This window comes from Spirosoma areae (assembly GCF_054781775.1).
Genome location: NZ_BAAGTT010000030.1, coordinates 23,740 through 44,313 on the forward strand (window position 1 = coordinate 23,740; position 20,574 = coordinate 44,313).

Sequence of the window (20,574 nt, forward strand, 5' to 3'; positions counted from 1 at the left end):
TTTGATGCAATTAAGAAGGGTACTCGTTACGGCGCTTCACCGCTTCCTCTATGAGTTTTTCGAACTCGCCATATTCAATAAACCCATTAAGGCTTGTATCGTACTTTGTAATGAGCTGCTGAACATGAGTCGTCGTGACTTTGACACTATAAGGATAGTTATTCAGACCAGTAAATAATTCTACATCGGACAGTTGCCCATTTTTGTCCGCATCAAAATCCTTGAATCCTGCCAGAACTTGCGCCGGTGTGAGTGTGATTTGTGCAGCGCCTTCGCGGGCATTTGCCTTGTTAGTCACTGGATCGACGTCACCGGTTTGCTGACAAGCGGTGAAGGTTACTGTCATGGCTACAGCCATCAGAGAAAGCAGTCGTTTTTTCATAAAATCCGATTCGTTAAATTGATAGAAAATGAAGTTAATACTATTTTAGGAGATTGGGAGGCAATGTGCCTCTTTTACTACTCAAAGAAATAGTTCGTGCTAATTAACACGAAAATTATCTTTCTAAGTAGAATATCTAAGTAATAATCTATTAATACTTATAAATGTTATGTGCTAGAAGGGCAATATTTACTAAAAGGTTAAATTTGATGTATAATTATTTTAAAATATGTTAACAAATTTCAGTCGTTGCTTATCGCCCCTGCAACGACATAAGCTACCTACGCCAACATTGATACCCTAAAGTTTGTTGAGGCCTTTTGCCTCCTGACTCAACTCCGGTGCAACGTTGCACCGGAGTTGAGGCCGCCCTATGGTCCCAAGTAACGGGGTTTAGCCAAAGCCCGGACTTACAATCCGGGCTTTTTGTATCTTCATACCCGACACGCAGTTCAAGGCCATTGCATCAATCCGATGTATCGCAATGGCTATCTTAAAAAATTCTGACCTTTTCGACTTTGAAGGCTATTCTGCCAGCCTGAAAGCGCTTGAAATGGATACTCAATCCTGGGCGCAATCGACTGTCACATGGCTGAATCGCATTAAAGCCTCTGAGCGGGACGCCACTGAACAGCTTAACGGAATTGAAGCCGCCCTTCGTAGCCTCTCTACGGCCAATCCCGATAAAGCAGTCGCACAATTCAAGTCCTATGAACAACAGATTGAGCGACTATCGTATCAATTGGACGGCGCTCGGCACGCCAATGATCACCTATCGGATGCTCAGCGATTAAATGGACAGGTCATTTCAGGCCTGACCTCAAAGCTTGATTCACTTCAAAAACGCTACCAGGCGTTAGACCCCTCCCAGAAAGATTACCTCAAGCAACAACGGGCGATTCTGAATGAAGCGAAAACCGTTACAAAAGCGATCGACGCTCAAAGTAAATCGCTCAAAGCCGGAAAAACCATCATTGATGCCGCCGAGAATTCGGTCGCACATCTCAAAAAATCGACCGCAGAATTAAAACGGACGCTCGATGGTCTGCCAAATGCCTACGATGCCGGAACGGGTAAGATCAATGAACAGAACAAGGCTGCTGTATCGCTGAATGCTCAGTACCAAAAATCAGTCACGCTGTTAAAGCAGATTGAAAGTGGACAGCAGGTACATAACCGAAATGTGGGTAATTACCCCAAACCGGGCGGTTCAGGTGCCATAAGCGCGATTGGCGACCTAACGGGTTTGGGCGGTGTTGCGACGGCAGCCGGTGTCGGGGCATTGGTTGCCTCGGCAAGTTCGGCAGTGCTGGAGGTTGGGCAGGAATACGAAAAGCTGAATGCCCTGACGGAAAACGCCCTCAATAATAACAAGAAAGCAGCCGCCGAAGCGAATGCTGTTATCCGTGATTTTGCCGACCACAGCCCGCACGATATGGAGGGGGTTACCAAGGCATTTAACCGAATGGTTGACATTGGTATTGTCCCCACCAAAGAGCAGCTAACCGAACTATCTGACATGGCCGTCGCGAAAAATAAGACGGTCATGGATTATGTAGAGGCCATCGCCGACGCGCAACAGGGCGAGTTTGAACGGCTCAAGGAGTTCGGTATCAATGCCAGTAAAGCCGGTGATAAAGTCAACTTCACCTTTAAGGGCGTTCGCACGACGGTTGCAAACAACAGCCAGGCCATTAGCGACTACCTGATCGGTCTGGGCAAAGTACCGGGCGTTATGGGCGCAACGGATAAATTAGCCCAACAATTCTCCGGCCGTTGGTCCACCATTAAAGACGGAATCAAAGGAGCGGCCAGCGACATTTATCAATTCCTGTTACCCGCCCTGAATGGGTTGTTAGGCTTTCTAGGAAAAGGTGTTTCAGCCCTGAGCAACTTTACCGCTGGATTGCGCCAAATGGCGAAAGAGCAGGGCTTTTTAGCGACGGCCCTCAAATTTGCGGTCAACCCTTTTGCGGCTACAACTGAAGCGTATCAGGCCCGAGATCGAGCGGCTACCGTCAACCCCAATCAGGGTACGCCCGAACTGGATAAGTACCGCAAACAGCTACAGCAACAGCAAAAAGTAGCCGAGGCCAAGCGAAAAGCCGAGGATGCAGCCGCCAAAGCCGCCAAGGATGCTGATAAGGTGCTGAATGAAAATCTGTCCAATCGCAAAGCCGCCAACGATACCGAACTTGCCCAACTGGAAGCCAATAAACAGGACGGCCTAATCAGTGAGAAACTGTATATCGAAGAACGTCAACGTATAACGCTGGCCGGTATTACCGAACGTCAGCAGTTGTTAGCCAGGGCAGGTAAAAAGGAAACCGACGACTATAAGCATTTAGCCGCCGATAAACTTGAGGCCGAAACGCTCTACAAACGCGATAGCCTCAAACTCAAACTTTCCGACAGCAAGTCCGATGCGTCGAAGGCCGTCACCGGATTAGCCCGCGATAAAGAAGACGGCTCCATCTCGGAGGCTGATTTTGTTGAGGGTAAGCGGGGCATTATGGTGGCCTCCCTGAGTGAGCAAAAGCAGATTTTAGCGCAGGCAGGCCAGGCGAATAGTAAACTTTCCAAAGAGATTGATGCAGAGTTATTGGAGGTAGGCCGGGTTTATTACAAGGATCGGCTAAAAGCACAGGAAGAAGCCTGGAAAAAAGAACTCGAACAAACCAAAGTCGCCCTAACTGCATACGACCAAACGCTCGGCGAAGATTACCAGAAAAAATTAGCAGCCCTCGATAAGTTCTACAATGAGAAAGAGCGAAAGGTCGAGGTAGATATGGCCGGGCGAACCATTACGCCCGACGAAGGAGAGGCTCAATTATACGCCATTCGATTAGAGCGACTAAAGGCTGAATTAGAACTCACCGAATCGACTTACCAGCAAGATAGGCAACTCAGTAACGCCGTCGTTGATGATAAAATAGCGGCCCTGAAACGCTACAAAGAGGAGGCCATCCGAACGCCCGCTGAAATCGCAGCCGCCGAGAATGCGATTGTAAAACTCAAACAGGCCCGAGACAAAGAAGCCGCCGACGATAAAAAACGATTAGATAATGCCGTCGCTGATAACGCCCAGAAAGCAGACGACCTTGCGACCGAGCATCAAAAAAAGAATGCCAAAGACCTCGCCGACCATCGGCAGCAACTTTGGCAGGCCGGTTTGCAACTTGCCGACACGATAGGGCAATCGCTGTCCAGTATAACGCAATCGTATAACCAACGCGACCTCGATAACCTCGATAAGCAGAAGGAACACGAACTCACCCTCGCCGGGGACAATGCCGACGCCAAAGCCCGAATCGAGGAACAGTACCAGAAACGAAAAACCGAACTGGCCCGTAAAGCGGCCATTCAGGAACGGGCAGCCGCCCTGTTCTCCATTGCCATCAACACCGCTCAGGCGGTGATGTCGGTGCTTTCGACCGGGGGCGGTGCCCATTACCTTGATTTTGGCGTATCGGCGGGTATTCTGTCGGCATTCGTGACCGCAGCCGGTATCGCCCAGGCCGCAGCCGTACTCGCCAAACCCTTACCCGCTTTTTGGTCGGGTACAACCTCCGCGCCCGAAGGCTTCGCCCTCGTCGGCGATCGGGGACCTGAACTTAGGAAAAAGACGGACGGAAGCTATCAGTACTACGATAAACCAACCGTCGATTACCTCGGCGCAGGCGATGTCATCTACACGGCGAGCCAGACCGCCCGGATGGTCGCTGACTGGCAACGCGACGAATCGGCCCGCCAAGCCCTTCAGGAATCCCTACTCTATAACCAGACCGCCGACCACCTTCAGATCGGCCGTCGCGATGAACAGGTTATCATTCACCAACTCGCCCTGAATGGGAACCCGCCATTGAGTGAATCCCAACTCGAACGCGCGTTCGGACGGGCATTGGATGCCAGGCCAGTCAACGAAACCAACATCGACGAAATCGGCGTTCGTCGCGGTCAGCGTCGGGGTCGAAACCGTGAGGAATATTTAGAACAACGCCATCGCCACTAACCATGACTGAGCAATTATATGACAACTGGGGGCGGGCCTTTACCCTTCCGGGCGTCTATTCTGACTTTATAAATTTCTGTCGGCTGGTTCACCTGGCACCCGATGGAAGGCGAACCCCTTACCCCCTTCAACGCGAGCCGGTCGGTTGGGCCAACATCCGATTTACCCTCAAACGAGGGACGTTGCACGGCGTAAATTCGGAATACAGTTCGTCGGGTTCTACCCTCGAATTCGACCAATCGTCGGGGCGCGAGTTTGTACAGTCCATTTTCCAAGTGGAAGGCGAAGACGCCAACCTGTTGTTTCAATTCGGCCTGACCATTCCCGAACTCATCGACGCAAATTCGGGCATCGGCACGCCCGGTTTCGAGGTGATTGAGTACGAGGGCCGGGTCAATCTGTCGCTTCGCAAAACCGAACAGCGACGGGTTCTGGCAGGTCTGGAGCGCAACACCCTACAGAGCCGGGTCGAAGCCCGGTGGGATACGTCGGTTAACCTGTCGGCGTCGCGCTCACTCGATAACGCGCCAATTACCCCGCCCACGTTCGGGCAAATCGTCCTAACGCCCCAATCGCTCGACGAGCGGTTTGGGTGTAATCTGATTGGTAGTAATCGGGTAGAACAGTCGTTTCAAGGCGACACAAACGGGCACGTCTGGATACAGTTCGATACCAGTCAGCCGCAAATCTCGGAAATCGAAGAACTCGCGGGCGGGCGTCCGATGGGTCTGTCGGAGTCAGACGGCCCGATTGCCAATGATGAATGGCTATTTAAGTTCCGCTCAGCCGGTACGCGTCAGGTCAAAATAGAGGTAGCGTATAATCTATGGTTCACCATCAAAAAACGCACGGTATCGGTTGGAAAGGCCAAAATCTTGGGGTTTCGGCTCGATACGTTCCTCACGCTGATTCGCGCCGATGGAACCCGGCAGGACTGGACCATTACCAACCCCTGGGCCGAAGGTCTCGGCAAACGCCCGCCCGCTGGCTTCGCTGAGGAAATCGTCGAAGTACTCGCGACCGGCAAACTCGATACGTCATTCGAGACCAAACCCGGCGACAAACTGTTTTTATACGGCCTGTTGCAGTTTTCCCACAACAAGAACGAGTTGCAGCAGACGCAGGTCGTTGTGCAGACCAAAACGCAGCGCATCACCGTAAGCGGCAAATCGACCAACAATTCCTCAACCGCTCGTTGTCTGCCCATTGGGGAGGCCATCAATGCCGCCCTGACGGTGCTGACGGGCTTACCGGACCGCTTTCGGTCTGACTTCTACGGGCTGCAATCGGCCCGCTACGGGGTGAATGGGTGTGGAGCGCGGAGGGTGTTGTTCAATGGCTTTGCCGCCCGGCAGTTCAAGCCGCTCGAACGACCGCTCGCCTTTTCCCTTCAGGAAGCCATACAGAGCCTTTCGGCCATTGATTGCGTCGGGTTGCAGTATGGCCATGAACTCGACCTCAACAGCAAGCCGCAGGAGATTGTATCGCTCAAACCCATTCAGGAGTTCTACCGGCCTGTCGAGTTACTCCGATTGGATGAAGTCGGCGACTACAGCGAGGATAGTCTACCCACTGAATTATACAGCACGGTCGAGGTCGGCTATCAGGAATGGGTATCGGACGGGTCCAATTCGCTGGAGGAGGTGTTCACCACGCACCAGATTACCACGCCGATTCAACACGAAGCGGCCAAAAAGACCATCATCAGCCGGTTTATTGCCTCATCGCTGGCCATCGAAAAAACCCGGCGCGAACAGTTTACCGACACGCCTAAAGACGGCACGGCCTACGACGAAAAAGTATTTATCGTGCAGTGTAAACCCATTCCGGGCTTTTCGGGAGCGGGCACGTTCACGCGCGGGTTCATTGCCAACATCATCCAGTTACCGACCTCGCTGAGCTGGCTGGCCGCAGGGATGAAAATTACCATCGGCGGCACAAGTCAAAACGACGGGATATATACCGTGTCGTTCGTAGCGGATGCGGGTCAGCGCCCCTGGTCGTTTTACGTTGCCGAGGAAGTTACGAATGAAGTTACGACAACGCTCACGATTGAGCCGGTACCGGGTTCGCTCGAGCTGCAACCCGAAACCGGAGCCGACTTCGAGACGGTTTCGGGCCTGCAATCGCCGAATGACACGTACAATCTGAGATTGACACCGGGCCGGATGCTGCTGCAGAATGCACCGGTTTGGGCGGGTTGCCTGATTAACAAGGATAAATTCAATCTCATCAATCAGCAGCCGACTACCGAAACCGGACTCATCGACGTCACCTTCGGGCACATTCTGTTTTTAAACGTCATTACCACTGACCTCTACGTTCCCTGGCTGGCGGCTGGTATGACGGTCGCGATTTCGGGCAATACGCCCAACGTCGGCACCTATACCGTTGTGGCCGTTGCCGCGCCGGATTATTCGCCATGGGGTTTTTTCGTCAAAGAAGCCATTGCGGGCGGGTTCGGCTCGGCGGTCAACATCGCCTTTGACAGCATCGGAACCGACGATCTGTATGCCGCCGTCAACAAAACGCGCATTCCCAATAACAAGTCGGTTGTGACTGAACTACCCGCCCTCGATGCGTGTGGAAAAGCGGGCCGGGTTGGTGAATCCGCGCCGGTCCGGGTCGATGAATTGATCACCGACCTGTTGTATTTGCCCCGACTGATTCGGTTCAAGACCCGGCTAAGCCACAGCCAGATTCAACGACTTCGCCTTGGCCATTCAGGGTATTTGCCCAGTGAAGCCGACGCCAATGGCGACCCCATCGATCCGAATTACGGGTACATCTCACTACTCAATGAAAGCGGCATTCGGGTCGCTGGTTTCCTGCACACGCTCGACTACAGTCGCGATAACGAGGAGGCCATTTTTGAACTTCGTCAGACCGCGTTAGATTTGAATGACACGACTTCGGGGCTGGATTGCGGACAGTTCGCCGGGTGGACACTCGAACAGGCACAGGCTGCCAACGAGCGGACACGCAGGCGGATTGAGATATGTCGATTTATCGACGTTGACCCGCTCTAACGAATGGCCATCACCCCCCAAAAAATCCCGGTACAAAATATCATTCGCAAAGTCGCTGAGGTCGTTGACTTCAACGCCGACTTGCTGATCGTTTCCGGCGAAGCGACCGACGCCGGGTTTAGCCTGGCGACCGAGAGCGGGGAAACCGTCGAGGTGGACCTAAGCGAGAAATTCGTCACCCGTCAGGAATACGTCGACGGCACTGACGTTCCCCCAGCCTCCGAATTAGATTCCGGTCGAATCAAAATCGCCGATCAGCCAACGGCAGAAGCGGGCGAGGATGATACCGAGGCCATGACGCCCCTAAAAACCGGGCAACTCCTTCTCAAACGCGGTATTCCCTTATTTGACCTGACCGATGCCGAGAATGGCCAGGCGCTGATCATTGAGATAACCAATGAGGGTTTACTCATCAAGCCGGGCAACGCGCCGGGCGGCACAGCAGCTACACTTTTAGCGCTCTACACTGCCGCTCCGTCCCCCGACCAGATTACGTTCATTGCGGCCCTACTGACCAAAATTGCCGCGACGCCCGCCCTGAAAACTCAATTCTGTGCGATTGTCAGCAGTTGCACTGTCGTCACGCCACCCGATCCGGTTCCGGTCTTTACGGGCGGTACGCACTATCAGGCCGCACCGGTTACACCGCCCGTCGAGTCGATTGACGTGGTGGCCGATGCCGCCGACTTTACCCCGATAGTGCCCCCTGCTGACTCAATTGATGTCGTTGCAGACGCGGCTGATTTTACCCCGATTGTACCGCCCGCCGATAGCATCGACGTGGTAGCGGACGCGGCTGACTTTGCACCCATTGCCCCAACCATCACCGATTACCGAATTGACGTCGCGCCGTCACCTAATATTCCTGAAGGTGGAGAGGCTACGGCAAAGGTCATGATCGAGTACTCATCCGGTCCTGACGAACAGTACACCGGGGGCGGCTCGTTTGGTTTGCCTATTCCATTAACCGGCGTAGACGTAACCAATGAGCCGAATGCCGAATGTACGATAACAGTCGGAGACGATGTAGTCAACGCAGATACCGAACTCGTGCTTCGCTTCACCTTCCCGGCAGAGGGAAGTTCCGGCATAATCGGAAAAACCTTAACCATTCTCAACGGAGCAGCTACGGTGACGGGCCACACCCTGCCCGACCTTGACGTGACCGAAGGCGAGGACAGCGTAGAGATTCAGGTAAAGACGCAGTTTTCAAGTGGCCCCGACCAACAATATACCGGGGCTGGTGATTATTCCCTGATTGCTCCCTATCCCGATGACATGACCCTGACACCGGGGCCAAATGCCACCGCCGTTGCTCATGTTGCCGAAGGCAGCATTACCGCCAACGTCCCCGTAACGTACCGGTTTACCTTCCCCGATAACAGTGTCATCGAGGGAATTATTACGGCCGTAAACGTGGCCAGCCCGCCCGCGCTCATTATTGAGAGCATTCTACGGGAAGTACGGAACAGTAACATCATGTTTTACGTCCGCACCTCACCCGAAACGTTCGCAACCGGGAATTTCACCAGCATTTATTACCGACGCACGATCACCGACGAAGAAGGCACTACCGGCTATAACGCCTGGGGCGAACTCTACACTCTGGGGCCGAATGGGACCGATCCAGCCGCGTTTATTTTCGACCCGGATGCCTACGACGACGGCTACCATCATTTGAGTTACGGCCAGTACTACCAGGAAAGCGGAGCCGCCTTCTCCTTCAGCATCGAATTTTCCCTATCGGCTGACGGCAGCAACGCCATTCACCTCGATTACGAGATGCCTGCAATGGCCAGCAACCCCGTCGATACGGGCACGATTGTCTACAACGCCCCAACCCCCTAACCGATATGGCCTACCGACCCTACACCAACACAGGCGACACGATTCCGGGCTGGGCTTCGGGCGAAGAACGCTTTTTCGTCTACGATGACGCGCTGAGTTGCGACGAAGGCGATGACCTGTTCGATGGACTTTCGCCCGCGCAGAAAATAGCCCAAACCACCGCCGTAGAGCCGGTTTACCCGAGCGGCAAAGTGGCCCGCAACTGTGGCGGAGGAGGTAGCAACCCACCACCCGCAGGCACTTTCGGACTCGACGGCGACCCGATTGAGGGTGGGGATGATGGCAGCGAACAATCTAACGACGCACTGAACTAAGATGAAAAAGATACTCAGCCTTTATCTGATTTTAATCAGCTTTTTAACGTCCGCTCAGGTTGTGTACCAACCCGTTTCGGCGACCGTAAGCGGTACTGTCGTTAAAAAAATCGTTGCCCGCAACAAGAGCATTTACCCACTCACACCAACGGGCAACACGGCCTTTCTAACAGCAGTCAATACCGGCACGTTGCCCCTCAAAGCTGTTCCCGCCGAGGGGTCAATCGTGGGTCGGTACACTTATGCGTTCAGCGATTCGCGTCAGGACTATTTGAATCGAGCGGTTCAGTCGGCACCCGCGCCGGTCCTTGCCGATGGCGTGCGAACCGTTCCGCGCTTAGTCGGCAATTACTACCCGATGGCTCCGCAAACGGCTCTGAATACCGCCTTGTACAAGCGGTTCCCGGCCTTTACGCCCCACGCGAGTAAGGTCATTATCTATCCGGGCGGGCTGTTCAACGATGCCAGCGATAACGCCCTGACCTCGCGCGGCTGGACCCATACCTCCGAGTCTGCCCACTGGATCGATGGGCAGACCTACCCCACGCAGTACCGCCGTGCGCTCGAACTGGCCAACTATGCAGCCGCTTACAACGCGGCTCAAACCCTACCCAACAGCGATCCCCGTAAACAAAAACTCCTCGATTGGGCCGGGCCGTTACCCGCCTTCGAGGGCAACCATTTGTTTATCGACGATGAAGAAACCGCTAAACTCTATGCTCAATTCTGGTGGAACACCTTTAAGCAAAATGACTGGAAAGGAGCCGGGGTTGATTATTTCTCAGTAAACCACGAAATCTTCGTCGAACGGCAGGGAACGGGTTTAAGCTACTATCAACAGTGGTTTCGGCAAATTGGCTGGCTCACTAAGGAGATTATTCGCCTGGCCGCGCTGGAGGGCGTGACGCTCAAATCGGGCATGTCCGATTTTGGCAACCTGACCCATCTGGCCCCCTATTTCTTCGATGACAACGATCCGGCGACGGGCTATCCCAAGTATATGTCGTATGGCTATATCCACGAGCCGTACCGGGGGAGTAGCCAGTCGGCTCCGATGGGTACACCGTCGGATATAGGCCAGTTGGTGAAGGAGGGGAAAGCCTTTACCGGCGTCGGCTCCTACGTGCAGCACACCTTCGACGAGCAAAGTCTTTTCGAGAAAAACACGAACGGCACCTACAAAATCGGCAGCGACGGCGGGCTTATCTGGCGAACCGACGTTCGCAATACGACGATAACCGGTCAAACGACGGTACTCTACAATGAGGATGCTTATAAATCACAGTTAAAGTTTTACGGCATTTTCGCCCGGTACTGTGCCAATCAGTTTTTTCGGGCGGGGGGGGTGCATTTGCCCCTATCGACCGACCGGCAAACCGGCTTTGAAAACGTTCGGTTGTTGCGTCAATTCCGGCTCGACGCCGAGGCCGAATCGGGGATAACCCCGCAGGGCACCGGCACGACGCAGCAACAATACGACCTGTTGAACGAACGCCCGCTTAATCCTGACTGGACCGAAGCGGACGCGATGGGTATGTATTTGTTCAACGACTACCTACGCGGGTGGATGGCCACGCAGCCTAAATCCAATCTGGGATCATCGACCATTGCCCATTCGCGGGCGTCGGTGGAAATGTACAGCAAGGGGTTCCACCGGGCGTCACAACTGAACTGGATTTTTGATACACCCTGGCGATTGGTTCAGCCCAAACTATGGATCAAAAATCAGGGTATCGTTTCGAGCGTTGACCCCAACGAGCAGTTTTACCGCAAACCCATCATAACGGGCGGTATTGCCACAAAGGACGGGAAACCTACTTTATGGCTGTATTGGTGGTGGCCGTGTCAGGACGTGGACCGCTATACTGACGTAACGGTTTGGGTAGACAAGGGAGCCGGAGCGGTTTCGCCCGGTTATCGCATTCGCTTGAAAGGTCGCAAGGCTGGTCTGGAGTATTGGCGGTTGCCCGATGCCGCAGCGGGTTTGGCTCCCAGGGATATTTATTTTCAGTTTAAAAGTTTACTCGGCGAAAAAATAACGTGGCGTGGCGATTACCGCGAAGCCCGGATCACCTCCCATCCGACACCTCCTGCGATTCAGGAATCCGAACTAACCGGCAGCACAAGCCCACCGCCGACCGTCGCCTGTAGTTTCTCTGTTGCCAATGGTACGCAGACGTCGGGTTGTAGTTCGGCGGTTACACTGACGTCTACTGTATCCGGCCCCGATGCGACGGGCTTAACCTATAGCTGGTCAGGTAACAATCTTTCGGCATCGAATCAGAGTGTCAATACGGTCTCCCTGACCGCTCCGAATGCCAACGGGCAGTACACGTATACCGTGACCGTTGCCAAGTCAGGCTGCACCAGCAAAACCGCTACGCGGGTTCTGACCGTTTCGGGCTGTGGTGGTGGAGGGGGTGGTACAGTGGCTTACAATAAGCCAGACTTCGACAATTTCGATTACACGCCGATAACCACGAATCCAACGTGGCCAAGTCATGATTTTACACCCAATCCGCATACCAATACAGAAGCCTACTGGAGTGGCGACGTTGGCGATTATGCCGAACTGAGTAACGGCATTGTAACCGTCCGCATTCACCGCAAATTCGGCGCAGCTCCTACCCATATTTCGGTCTGGAACGGGCCGAATTTGGTGAACATACACGATCTCGGCACCATGAATGGCTATGCCTTGTACAGAGGTGGCCGCACAACCCAGAGTGATAACATTGAGGTGGCTACCCAGTGGGCGCACCGCTTAGGCACCTACGCGCCTGACCCGCCTGGACCTGGCACGGGGAATGACCCGATTCAGCATGGCAGCTATTTTGGCAACTCCAGCGAGGTCGTCGCCATTGGTCGCACCGACGACGCGATTTATACGAAAACGCACATGCGGAACTGGGCTGTAAACGACGAATACACCGACGTTTACTTAGAACAATGGGTTTCGTTAGACGGTCGGGGCATTCACATACACACGAAATGGACCAACAATCGGCAGGATGATAAACTCTGGTATTTTGCCCGGCAGCAGGAATATCCATGTGGCTATTTTCTGGGTAATCACCGGTACGCTCACTACGTAGGAGCCAATGGAACCAGAGAAATGGTAACCGGCCACTCCGATCAGTTCGGTATCTTTTTGCGTGAGCCGTTTGTGGCGATGCTACCCAGCACCAACCCGAATGATGTCGGTATCGGGCTTTGGGCCGAAGGCATGTATAAGGGGGCGCAGTGGCAGAAAAATCAGGGGGAAATCGGCGATCAGTTTGAGAACGGATCGGGCTACACGGCGAATCTACCGATTATGCATGTCGATTGGGATGGCGTCTATTATGCCCACCATGCGTTCATCGTCGGCAATTTCGACCAGCAACGGGAATGGGCCAATGCACACCCTGACCCACGAAACAAAGTCAGTTGGAAATTCAACAACCGCAATGGGCGGGGCCTGTTCTGGTATGAAAATGCGTCTGACACCGGCTATCCCACGCCGGAGACGGGCATTGAACTGACTGTTACCAAAAATTCGGATTACGGGTTTTGGTTTCCCCGCTTCGCCCTGCAAGCCACGCAGGTTCCCGATTTATATATCCGCTACAAAGCCTCCGCCGGCTACCCCAGCGCGGGTACGCTGTACTACGCCAAATCGCTGGCCTTCGACTGGACCGGCAATCAGCATATCGATTATAATCTCACAGTTGACAATAACTGGCACACCCTCCGAATTCCGGTCAATCAGAACAGTGACTGGAATGGCCTGATCAACCAAATCCACCTGACCGCGCCCGGCGCACCCGTTGGCGCAAAGTTCCAGGTTCAGTGGATTAACACGGTCGATGCCGAGCCAACTGAGAACGGTAGCGTACTGCTGTTACTGGCGGCTGGTGGGCTTTTCAAACGGCGCAAAAAAACTTACGGCATTCGTGCCAACAAACCAAAAACGCTTATCAATCATGGCAAACGAAACCTTTCACGCAACGATTAAACGCAACAGCGACGGCGTATCGCTCTATACCGTTACGTGCGTCGCTGACCGCGCCCTGTATCCCAGAACCAACAACGGTAAGAGTGGGTTCGAGGCCGCAGTCAAGGCCGGAACGTTCGAGTTGACCGTCGATAATGGCGCAATCATTCCGCAGGGGACCGTACCACCGTTGGTCAAGCCAGCCGCGCCGGGCGGGGGTAGTATTCCAGCCCTGAACCTGCATCTGAACGCGACCGATGCCGCTGGCTCGGTTGGGGTAAGTGGTTCGCAGCGTGGACCCATCGGAGCGAGTGGCTCACAGAATGCCCTAAGCTATTCGGCCAACAATCCGAACAGTGTCACCCTCAACAACGTGACGCTCAAGCACAAGTACCAGACCAACACCGCCGACACGGGCAACGGTCAGTACCGCGTGAACAGTGGGGCATGGGTTGATTTCGCGCTTGAAGGTGCCGCAGGAGGAACCCGCACCATTGTCCTGTCGACCACCATCTCGCTCAACGCGGGCGCCAACACTATCGAATTCCGGTGGAAGGATGGCACCGTGTATTTCCATGAGTGGATCGAACTCACGCGCCCGGCCTCGTAACCTGCTTTCCCAACGTCTAACCAATAAATCGCAAATCAATGAGACAGTTCCTAATTAGTTTATTGCTGATTGCCGCGTCGTTAACAGCCAGCGCCCAGACATCGATCAATCGAATCTGGCGAGTCAATGACGAGGTGTTAATCACCGACTCGGCCGGAGTGGCAACGCCGAGAAAATACAAAGCCTCAAGCGTCGAGGTTCGCGTGTTGGGGGGTTCGTTCATACGGATTTCTTCAGGCGGCTATTCGCGAACGTTCCTCCCAACCCGCTTTCTGAACCAGTCGGGAACCCCCTGGGGCGGTACGGTCGCGTCGGCCATTACCGCGTTTTATAGTAATGGGTCGGGCGGTTCAGGCGGGTCGGCCTTTTCGGGGAGCGCGGGTGAGTTAACCTCTGGCCAGATTCCAGCGGCCCGGTATGGGCCTACGGTTGTCCAGACCACCGGCTCTTATACTAACCCGGCATGGCTGACGGCACTCGACCCCGCAAAAATCACATGGGGAGCCAGCATCACTTATGTTACGGTAGGGCAAAAGTTGGCGTGGGACGCCAAGCAATCGGCGATTACGTTCACCACAAACGGCACGTCGGGCGCAGCTACCTTTTCAAACAATACGATTAACGTTCCCAATTATAGCGGGGTCACGGGCGGCAATGGGGCTGATGGAAAAACCATTCTGTCGGGAACCGGCATTCCCTCAGCCGGGCAGGGAACGGATGGCGATTTCTATTACCGAACGACGAACTCGCAGTTTTACGGCCCCAAAACGTCGGGAGCATGGGGATCGGGCATTAGCCTGATTGGCGCAACGGGCAACAACGGCCCTCCCGGTACCGATGGAACCAACGGCACCAATGGGAAAACGATTCTATCGGGTTCGAGTAACCCGACGAGTGGACAAGGCGTTGACGGCGATTTCTTCATCAACATCACATCGACAACCCTGTTTGGTCCGAAAGCGGGCGGTGCGTGGCCAACTGGTGTTAGTCTGATTGGCCCGGCTGGTTCGGGCGGAGGTGGCTCGACCACATTAGCCAACAACCTGACGACGGTTTCTTCTGGTAATGCTGCCTTAGATGCCGCTCAAGGGCCAACGATTGCCGCCCAACTTAAACTCATTAAACGGCTGGCCCGGTCTGCCGGAACCGCAATTCTGGGTACGGGTCGATTTTCTGCACCCAATCAGAATGCGTATGCTGGCACCGAAACGGACTTAACGTATGGCTACAATTTCACGCCCAACGTATATGGCACCGGCCTACGCTTTAGCTGGCCGAACTGGACGCTGTGGGTCAGTGGCGCGCCCTTAGAAGCCGCTGGACTCAATCCGCTCACCATCGAAGCGTCGGTCTCGAATGGAACGGCGACTCAGCAGATCACCTGGGATGGTAGTACGACCGTCACGATTGCCCCCGGCGCGACGCTCATCAACGATCCGCTGCCTTTACCGCTCTTCCCCACCGCTACGGCTAACCTTCGCGTCCATGTTATAAAAGGCGCGTCGGATAAGGTCGTTGTTGGCACCCAAACCAATCAGTTTAGTACGACTGATGCGGTGCCATCGGGCACGATGACTACGACTGTGGTAGCGGGGTACGCTCCGCTTGAATTGATGATAAAACCCACAGCGACGCCCGCCAAAGAGTCGGTGGCGCTGGTCTTTGACTCACAGGGCATTGGCGTCGAAGGCTCTGAAATGGGCTGGATTCGCGCGGGTTTGGACGCACAGGGTATCCCCTGGGCGAGATACGCGGTCGGTAGTTCCGTTATCGGGACGTTTGACAACAATAACACGGCCTTCGTACTCAATCAGGTTGCCAAGTACAAGGTCATCATCACCGATATTGGTAACAACAATTCCTTTAGCTGGACGACGGTTGCCCAGGCCCAAGCCGCGCTGACCGCCTGGTGGACAAAATTGGCAGCCCTCAACGGGGCCGATCTCTGGGTAACGACCATTTCCCCCAGTACGGCGGCTAACTCGACCCAAATAACGCTACGGGGTCAGCTTAACGACTGGATCAGGTTGCAGGGGACCGCACCAACGCTATTTCGGGCGGATGGCGTAACACCCCTTGTAACAGGCGTGTACGACGTGGGGGGCATTACTGAAACTCCTCAGTTTTCAAACTCATGTGTACCGTGCAGTGGCTGTACGTCGGATGGTACCCACTTAAGCATTACGGGGGTCAACTTAGCAAAAACCCTCGTTACCAGCACGTCGCACCTGAAAGAAAATTAACCCTCGCTCCCCTGCTGGCTTCCAGGCTGGCAGGGGTTTGGCATTTATCCCAATTGAAACCCCACTCAACCCAACATGACTGACTTGTTAGAAAATTTAAAGGGAGTACCCGGCGAGGCTTATTTCGTGCTGGCTCTCTTTGCCGGATCGACCATCCACGCCATGCGCTTAAAACAGGTGCCAGTCGCTGAGGGGTTAACGGGGGCATTTATCTCATTCGTGGGTGGGTTCTTCTTTTTCAAGATTATCTGTTTAGCCTTTTCGCTCAACCTCGATGACGTCTGGTTTCTGGGCTTTCCCGTCGCGTATATGGCAAACTATGCACTCGGCGGCATGGACACGGTCGGCTCACAGATTCGCGACTCGCCGGTTCAAACGATTGTATCCCTTTTGGGTACGCTCGTCGATGAAGTACTCGCTAAGATTGAAAAATTCAAAACGCAACCCCCTAAATAGTTATGGAAAACACCGCAATTCTACAGGCCGGTTTGCTGGCCGCAAGCATCTTTCTGTACGCCGTCTGCCTGACGACGCACAACACAGGTAAAGTTCTGATTGTCTCCATCTGGTCGCTGATGTTCTCGACCTTCTCCTCGTTCGTGTGCGTCCGGTGGATTCCCCAGGCGGCTTACACCTTACTCGGCCTGACCTTCTTTGTATTGGCCTTTACCTGTGGGTTGGTCGCCTATAGTGACTTTCAGCAACCCGAAACCAATCGCATCCGAACCGGGGCGAAACTCGCCTACGGCTTCGCGGCCTTTCTGCTGTTTACCCTCATTCTGTGGACGTTCGATAACCGCAAATCGCAGCGCATCGAGAAGGCCATCGAACACGTATCGGGTCAGGTCGATACGATTGCCGCCGTTGCCGGAGCGAATGCCATCAAGATTACCCGGCTCGATACGTCGGTCGCGAAGCTGGCAAAAAACGATACGGCACTCACCAAAACCGTTGAGCAGACCAAAGCCGAACTGTGGGAGAAAACCGACGCGACGGGCCAGAAAGTTTCGGAAAAGCTGGATAACCTCAGCTTACGCCAACAGCGCATGAATACCAACATGCAAAAACAGAAACGCAAATGAGCGACAAACGACACGTTCCCCTCATGTGGCTGGTTAATCTACTGCTGCTGGGAGTCGGGCTGTTTTTGCACTTCAGCGCACGCGGGCAGTCATCGACCCGGTGCGATACGCTCGAACACGACCGCCCGATTCTGGACCGGCTTATTGCCTTACAGGATCGGAAACTCGGTGAACGCGGTCAACAAATCGCCCTGCTTAAAATTCGGGTCGGTCTGTCGGATTCGACGGCAACCGAGATTCGCAAGGAAGCGAACCAGCGCATCGTGACCTTAACGCAGCAACGCGACGAAGCCGCAGCGCGGGCAAACCGGGCGAACGTGCCAAAAACGTTCGTCGGCAAGGTTTGGCAGGGTTTCAAACTCAACGTACTCGCCCCCATCGGCGGAGCAACACTCGTTTACGTAGGGATTAAACTAATCGTATTCTAATCGGTAAACTCAATGAAAAAGAACGTGCTGTTTTTTGATATTCTAACCGGGTTTCTCAAGGAAAATCCAGCTTTAACGTGGCAGTCTGTATCATCGGGCGAAGCGATTCAAGCCGTTCGGCTGCCCTGGTATAAAATCCTTCGCTGGACGGATGAGCCGAACGGGGAGGCTGAAAAACGACTGGATTATGCTGTTGAAAGTGATGTGCCCGATGGTAAATTCTACCAGTTGCATAACCTGTTTGTGGAAAAGAAGCTGGTTAGTTTCAAGCGCAAAACGGCTGACCGCAACACCTTCGATCTCTACATTCTGGCTTTCTACGGCTGGTGGTATGTGGGCATAAAAACCCGCCTGGTGGAAGAATAAAAAGACTCCGAACATCGACGCCGGAGCCTTTATATACCCACTCTATAAAGATTAATAGCTGAAAGATACGAAAAAAAGGCCCTGAACAACTGTCCAGAGCCTTTAGCCTTTTACCTTAAAAAAAGAAGGCCAAAAATAGCAAAAAAGGCCCCGTACAAGTATGCCGGAGCCTTTAAGTACCACTATATGAGATATTTAATCAATCAAAGATAACAAAAAAGCCACTGACCGTATAGAACCGCCAGTGGCTAAAAATCATCCTCTTTTTAATATTCTACACTACTAACATGAATAATCCTGTATTTGTTCAACCGACTGTACCCTTTGCCAACTTCGGCCCCTGGCTGACCTACAGTGAAGCGGTCAAGTCAGCGACCGCCATTCGGCTTGGCATCGTCAACGTGCCCACCCCGGCACAGTACGCCAATATGGTACGGGCTTACAACGGCCTGTACGTCCCTATCTGTAAACAGTTCGGTAAACTACCGGTCACGTCCTTCTTTCGGTCGGCCAAACTCAATGCCGCCGTGAAAGGGTCGAAAACCTCAGCGCACCTTGACGGGCTGGCGATTGACATCGACTGCGACGGCCTGAGCCACGTTAGTAATTTTCAGCTATATAAGTTTTGCCGGAAGAATCGCAAAGCGCTGAATTACGATCAGTTGATATTAGAAGGGTATGATTCCACTACAGGACAAGCCGCATGGGTCCATATTGCATTTAGGCAAGTGGAACCACAACGCCAACAGTGCTTGATCATGGTGCGAAAAAATGGCAAAACAACCTATGCCATTGACCCTGAAACTGCCTGATTTTTATGCTGAGTCAGGAGAAAGTGAGTGGCCAATTCAGTAAACGGTAGTAGGGAGGGGGGACGATAAGCACCTCTATTTATAGTTTTGCCTCTTTACCCACTGCGGCTTGAAATTTTGCTTTAGCTTTTAGTTCAGCAAATGACGAGGGGGGGGGAGGTATATTGTCAGTTGGTGAATTTTCTTCTAAGGGTGGACTTAGGTCGAAAATAGGATTCATTGAAATAGACTCAAGTAGAGTTTCCTCTGAGCTTAATATGTTTTCGATCCTAAATGCTATACTGGGCTTATTGCCAAGTTGTTCATTAAATAGATACGCTGCGTTTTTTAACGACATTTCGGATGTGTATAAAATGCCGAACAAACTGTTTGCTTCTTGCTTTGCTTCTTTATCTTTTATTGTACCTAATTGGGTTCTCAGGTACATATTAATTTCCTGAAGGGTTTGTATTTTAACTCCATACCTGCAATACTCATCATCAGTTAATGAATATGTATCTGCTTCGAATTTTTTAAAGACATCCAAAACAAAGCCCCATATAAATAAAATAAGCAATAATGCAATGAAGCCAACAATAACGTAAAATAAGATATCAGCTTCCATAATTATCAACGGTTTAAAAACCTTATGTAACCAACGATAGCTCTGTAAAGAAACAATAGACCCCCACCAGATACAATAGTTAAAACCATTCCAATTGCAATGAAAAATAGTTCTTTAGGCCGCGTTAATGTATCTGGCTTTTTTATAATTAATGCAATAGTTCCTGTTATTGTTGCTAAAAATAAAGCAAAAATAATCTTTAATATCTCTGAAAGAAACTTAATCTGTTCCTTTATATAGTCGGTGTTTAGAACTGAGGGCATGTAATTATTTAATATACACAATAATCAAATCTATAATTACAAAGATAGTTTGCTGAGGTTTACCATTTTCATATTCACAAACAAAATAAGCTACTACTTGATAATCAGTTATTTATCTTATAAAAGCGTATATAAAAATCAAAAGCAAATGTCACTTCAAAGAAAGGTTAAAGTTTGTAAAGGGTGCTTTAAACTCAGTTTCTGCTTAAAGTCGACCAGATTCAATAAAAATCGAGGCTGTCGACTTTGCTACAAAAATTGCTTAAGCCACTCGTTGTCCATTAGCTTAAGGGTCTCACATACCTCTTTAATACGCCTGCGGGAGATGGGTAGTATCGCCCCGTTCTTCATCAAGACCACCGCCGACTTCGGGCCGGTGCGCTGGCAATTCAGGGCATAGGCAGGGTTGATAAGATGCTCTCGATGAATGCGGATAAAGCCCGGCAGTAAGGGGGCATAGTGGGCCAATGTCCGGGACGATAATGTTTGCCGACCCTTTGTAAGGTGAAACCAGGTGTAATTGCCTTCCCCGTCCAGATACTGAATGTCCGACACCGCCACCTTCAGACCGGGCAATCTAAATAGTTGAGCATCCATGCCATTGA

At 52.6% G+C, this 20,574-nt stretch carries 16 protein-coding genes; 12 read left to right on the forward strand and 4 right to left on the reverse strand.

What is annotated here, in order from left to right:
* Positions 1 to 10: 10 nt before the first annotated feature.
* The gene (locus ACYVI1_RS17800) at positions 11 to 382 is read right to left on the reverse strand and encodes an EF-hand domain-containing protein (protein ID WP_460912088.1); all 372 of its coding nucleotides are present in this window, start codon (positions 380 to 382) and stop codon (positions 11 to 13) included.
* 484 nt (positions 383 to 866) lie between these two features.
* On the opposite strand from ACYVI1_RS17800, the gene ACYVI1_RS17805 reads away from it, so the two are divergent.
* The 12 genes from ACYVI1_RS17805 (at position 867) to ACYVI1_RS17860 (ending at position 19,102) form a co-directional block, all read left to right on the forward strand.
* Positions 867 to 4,394 (forward strand): hypothetical protein, encoded by a 3,528-nt coding sequence (locus ACYVI1_RS17805; RefSeq protein ID WP_460912089.1) that lies wholly within the window; start codon positions 867 to 869, stop codon positions 4,392 to 4,394.
* 2 nt (positions 4,395 to 4,396) lie between these two features.
* The gene (locus ACYVI1_RS17810; protein ID WP_460912090.1) at positions 4,397 to 7,423 is read left to right on the forward strand and encodes a hypothetical protein; all 3,027 of its coding nucleotides are present in this window, start codon (positions 4,397 to 4,399) and stop codon (positions 7,421 to 7,423) included.
* A gap of 3 nt (positions 7,424 to 7,426) precedes the next feature.
* Positions 7,427 to 9,271 (forward strand): hypothetical protein, encoded by a 1,845-nt coding sequence (locus ACYVI1_RS17815; protein ID WP_460912091.1) that lies wholly within the window; start codon positions 7,427 to 7,429, stop codon positions 9,269 to 9,271.
* Positions 9,272 to 9,276: 5 nt separating this feature from the next.
* A complete protein-coding gene (locus ACYVI1_RS17820; RefSeq protein WP_460912092.1) occupies positions 9,277 to 9,585 on the forward strand; it encodes a hypothetical protein in 309 nt (102 codons plus the stop codon).
* Between the two features lies 1 nt (position 9,586).
* Positions 9,587 to 13,582: a hypothetical protein gene (locus ACYVI1_RS17825; protein ID WP_460912093.1), complete on the forward strand. Its 3,996-nt coding sequence runs from the start codon at positions 9,587 to 9,589 to the stop codon at positions 13,580 to 13,582.
* A complete protein-coding gene (locus tag ACYVI1_RS17830; protein ID WP_460912094.1) occupies positions 13,551 to 14,171 on the forward strand; it encodes a hypothetical protein in 621 nt (206 codons plus the stop codon). Before ACYVI1_RS17825 ends, ACYVI1_RS17830 begins: the two co-directional genes overlap by 32 nt.
* Positions 14,172 to 14,209: 38 nt before the next feature.
* Positions 14,210 to 16,414: a hypothetical protein gene (locus ACYVI1_RS17835; RefSeq protein ID WP_460912095.1), complete on the forward strand. Its 2,205-nt coding sequence runs from the start codon at positions 14,210 to 14,212 to the stop codon at positions 16,412 to 16,414.
* 75 nt (positions 16,415 to 16,489) lie between these two features.
* Complete coding sequence (locus ACYVI1_RS17840) at positions 16,490 to 16,870, forward strand: hypothetical protein (protein ID WP_460912096.1); 381 nt, start codon at positions 16,490 to 16,492, stop codon at positions 16,868 to 16,870.
* A gap of 2 nt (positions 16,871 to 16,872) precedes the next feature.
* A complete protein-coding gene (locus ACYVI1_RS17845; protein ID WP_460912097.1) occupies positions 16,873 to 17,496 on the forward strand; it encodes a hypothetical protein in 624 nt (207 codons plus the stop codon).
* The gene (locus ACYVI1_RS17850) at positions 17,493 to 17,924 is read left to right on the forward strand and encodes a hypothetical protein (RefSeq protein WP_460912098.1); all 432 of its coding nucleotides are present in this window, start codon (positions 17,493 to 17,495) and stop codon (positions 17,922 to 17,924) included. Before ACYVI1_RS17845 ends, ACYVI1_RS17850 begins: the two co-directional genes overlap by 4 nt.
* Before the next feature lie 12 nt (positions 17,925 to 17,936).
* Positions 17,937 to 18,290 (forward strand): hypothetical protein, encoded by a 354-nt coding sequence (locus ACYVI1_RS17855; protein ID WP_460912099.1) that lies wholly within the window; start codon positions 17,937 to 17,939, stop codon positions 18,288 to 18,290.
* 287 nt (positions 18,291 to 18,577) lie between these two features.
* Positions 18,578 to 19,102: a D-Ala-D-Ala carboxypeptidase family metallohydrolase gene (locus ACYVI1_RS17860; RefSeq protein WP_460912100.1), complete on the forward strand. Its 525-nt coding sequence runs from the start codon at positions 18,578 to 18,580 to the stop codon at positions 19,100 to 19,102.
* Between the two features lie 79 nt (positions 19,103 to 19,181).
* On the opposite strand, the gene ACYVI1_RS17865 is transcribed toward ACYVI1_RS17860, so the two are convergent.
* The 3 genes from ACYVI1_RS17865 to ACYVI1_RS17875 form a co-directional block, all read right to left on the reverse strand.
* Positions 19,182 to 19,706 (reverse strand): hypothetical protein, encoded by a 525-nt coding sequence (locus ACYVI1_RS17865; RefSeq protein ID WP_460912101.1) that lies wholly within the window; start codon positions 19,704 to 19,706, stop codon positions 19,182 to 19,184.
* Positions 19,707 to 19,711: 5 nt separating this feature from the next.
* Positions 19,712 to 19,969 carry a hypothetical protein gene (locus ACYVI1_RS17870; protein ID WP_460912102.1) on the reverse strand — a complete coding sequence of 86 codons (258 nt, stop codon included), beginning with the start codon at positions 19,967 to 19,969 and terminating at the stop codon, positions 19,712 to 19,714.
* A gap of 249 nt (positions 19,970 to 20,218) precedes the next feature.
* A partial coding sequence (locus ACYVI1_RS17875; RefSeq protein ID WP_460912103.1) for a LytTR family DNA-binding domain-containing protein occupies positions 20,219 to 20,574 on the reverse strand: 356 nt, incomplete at its 5' end.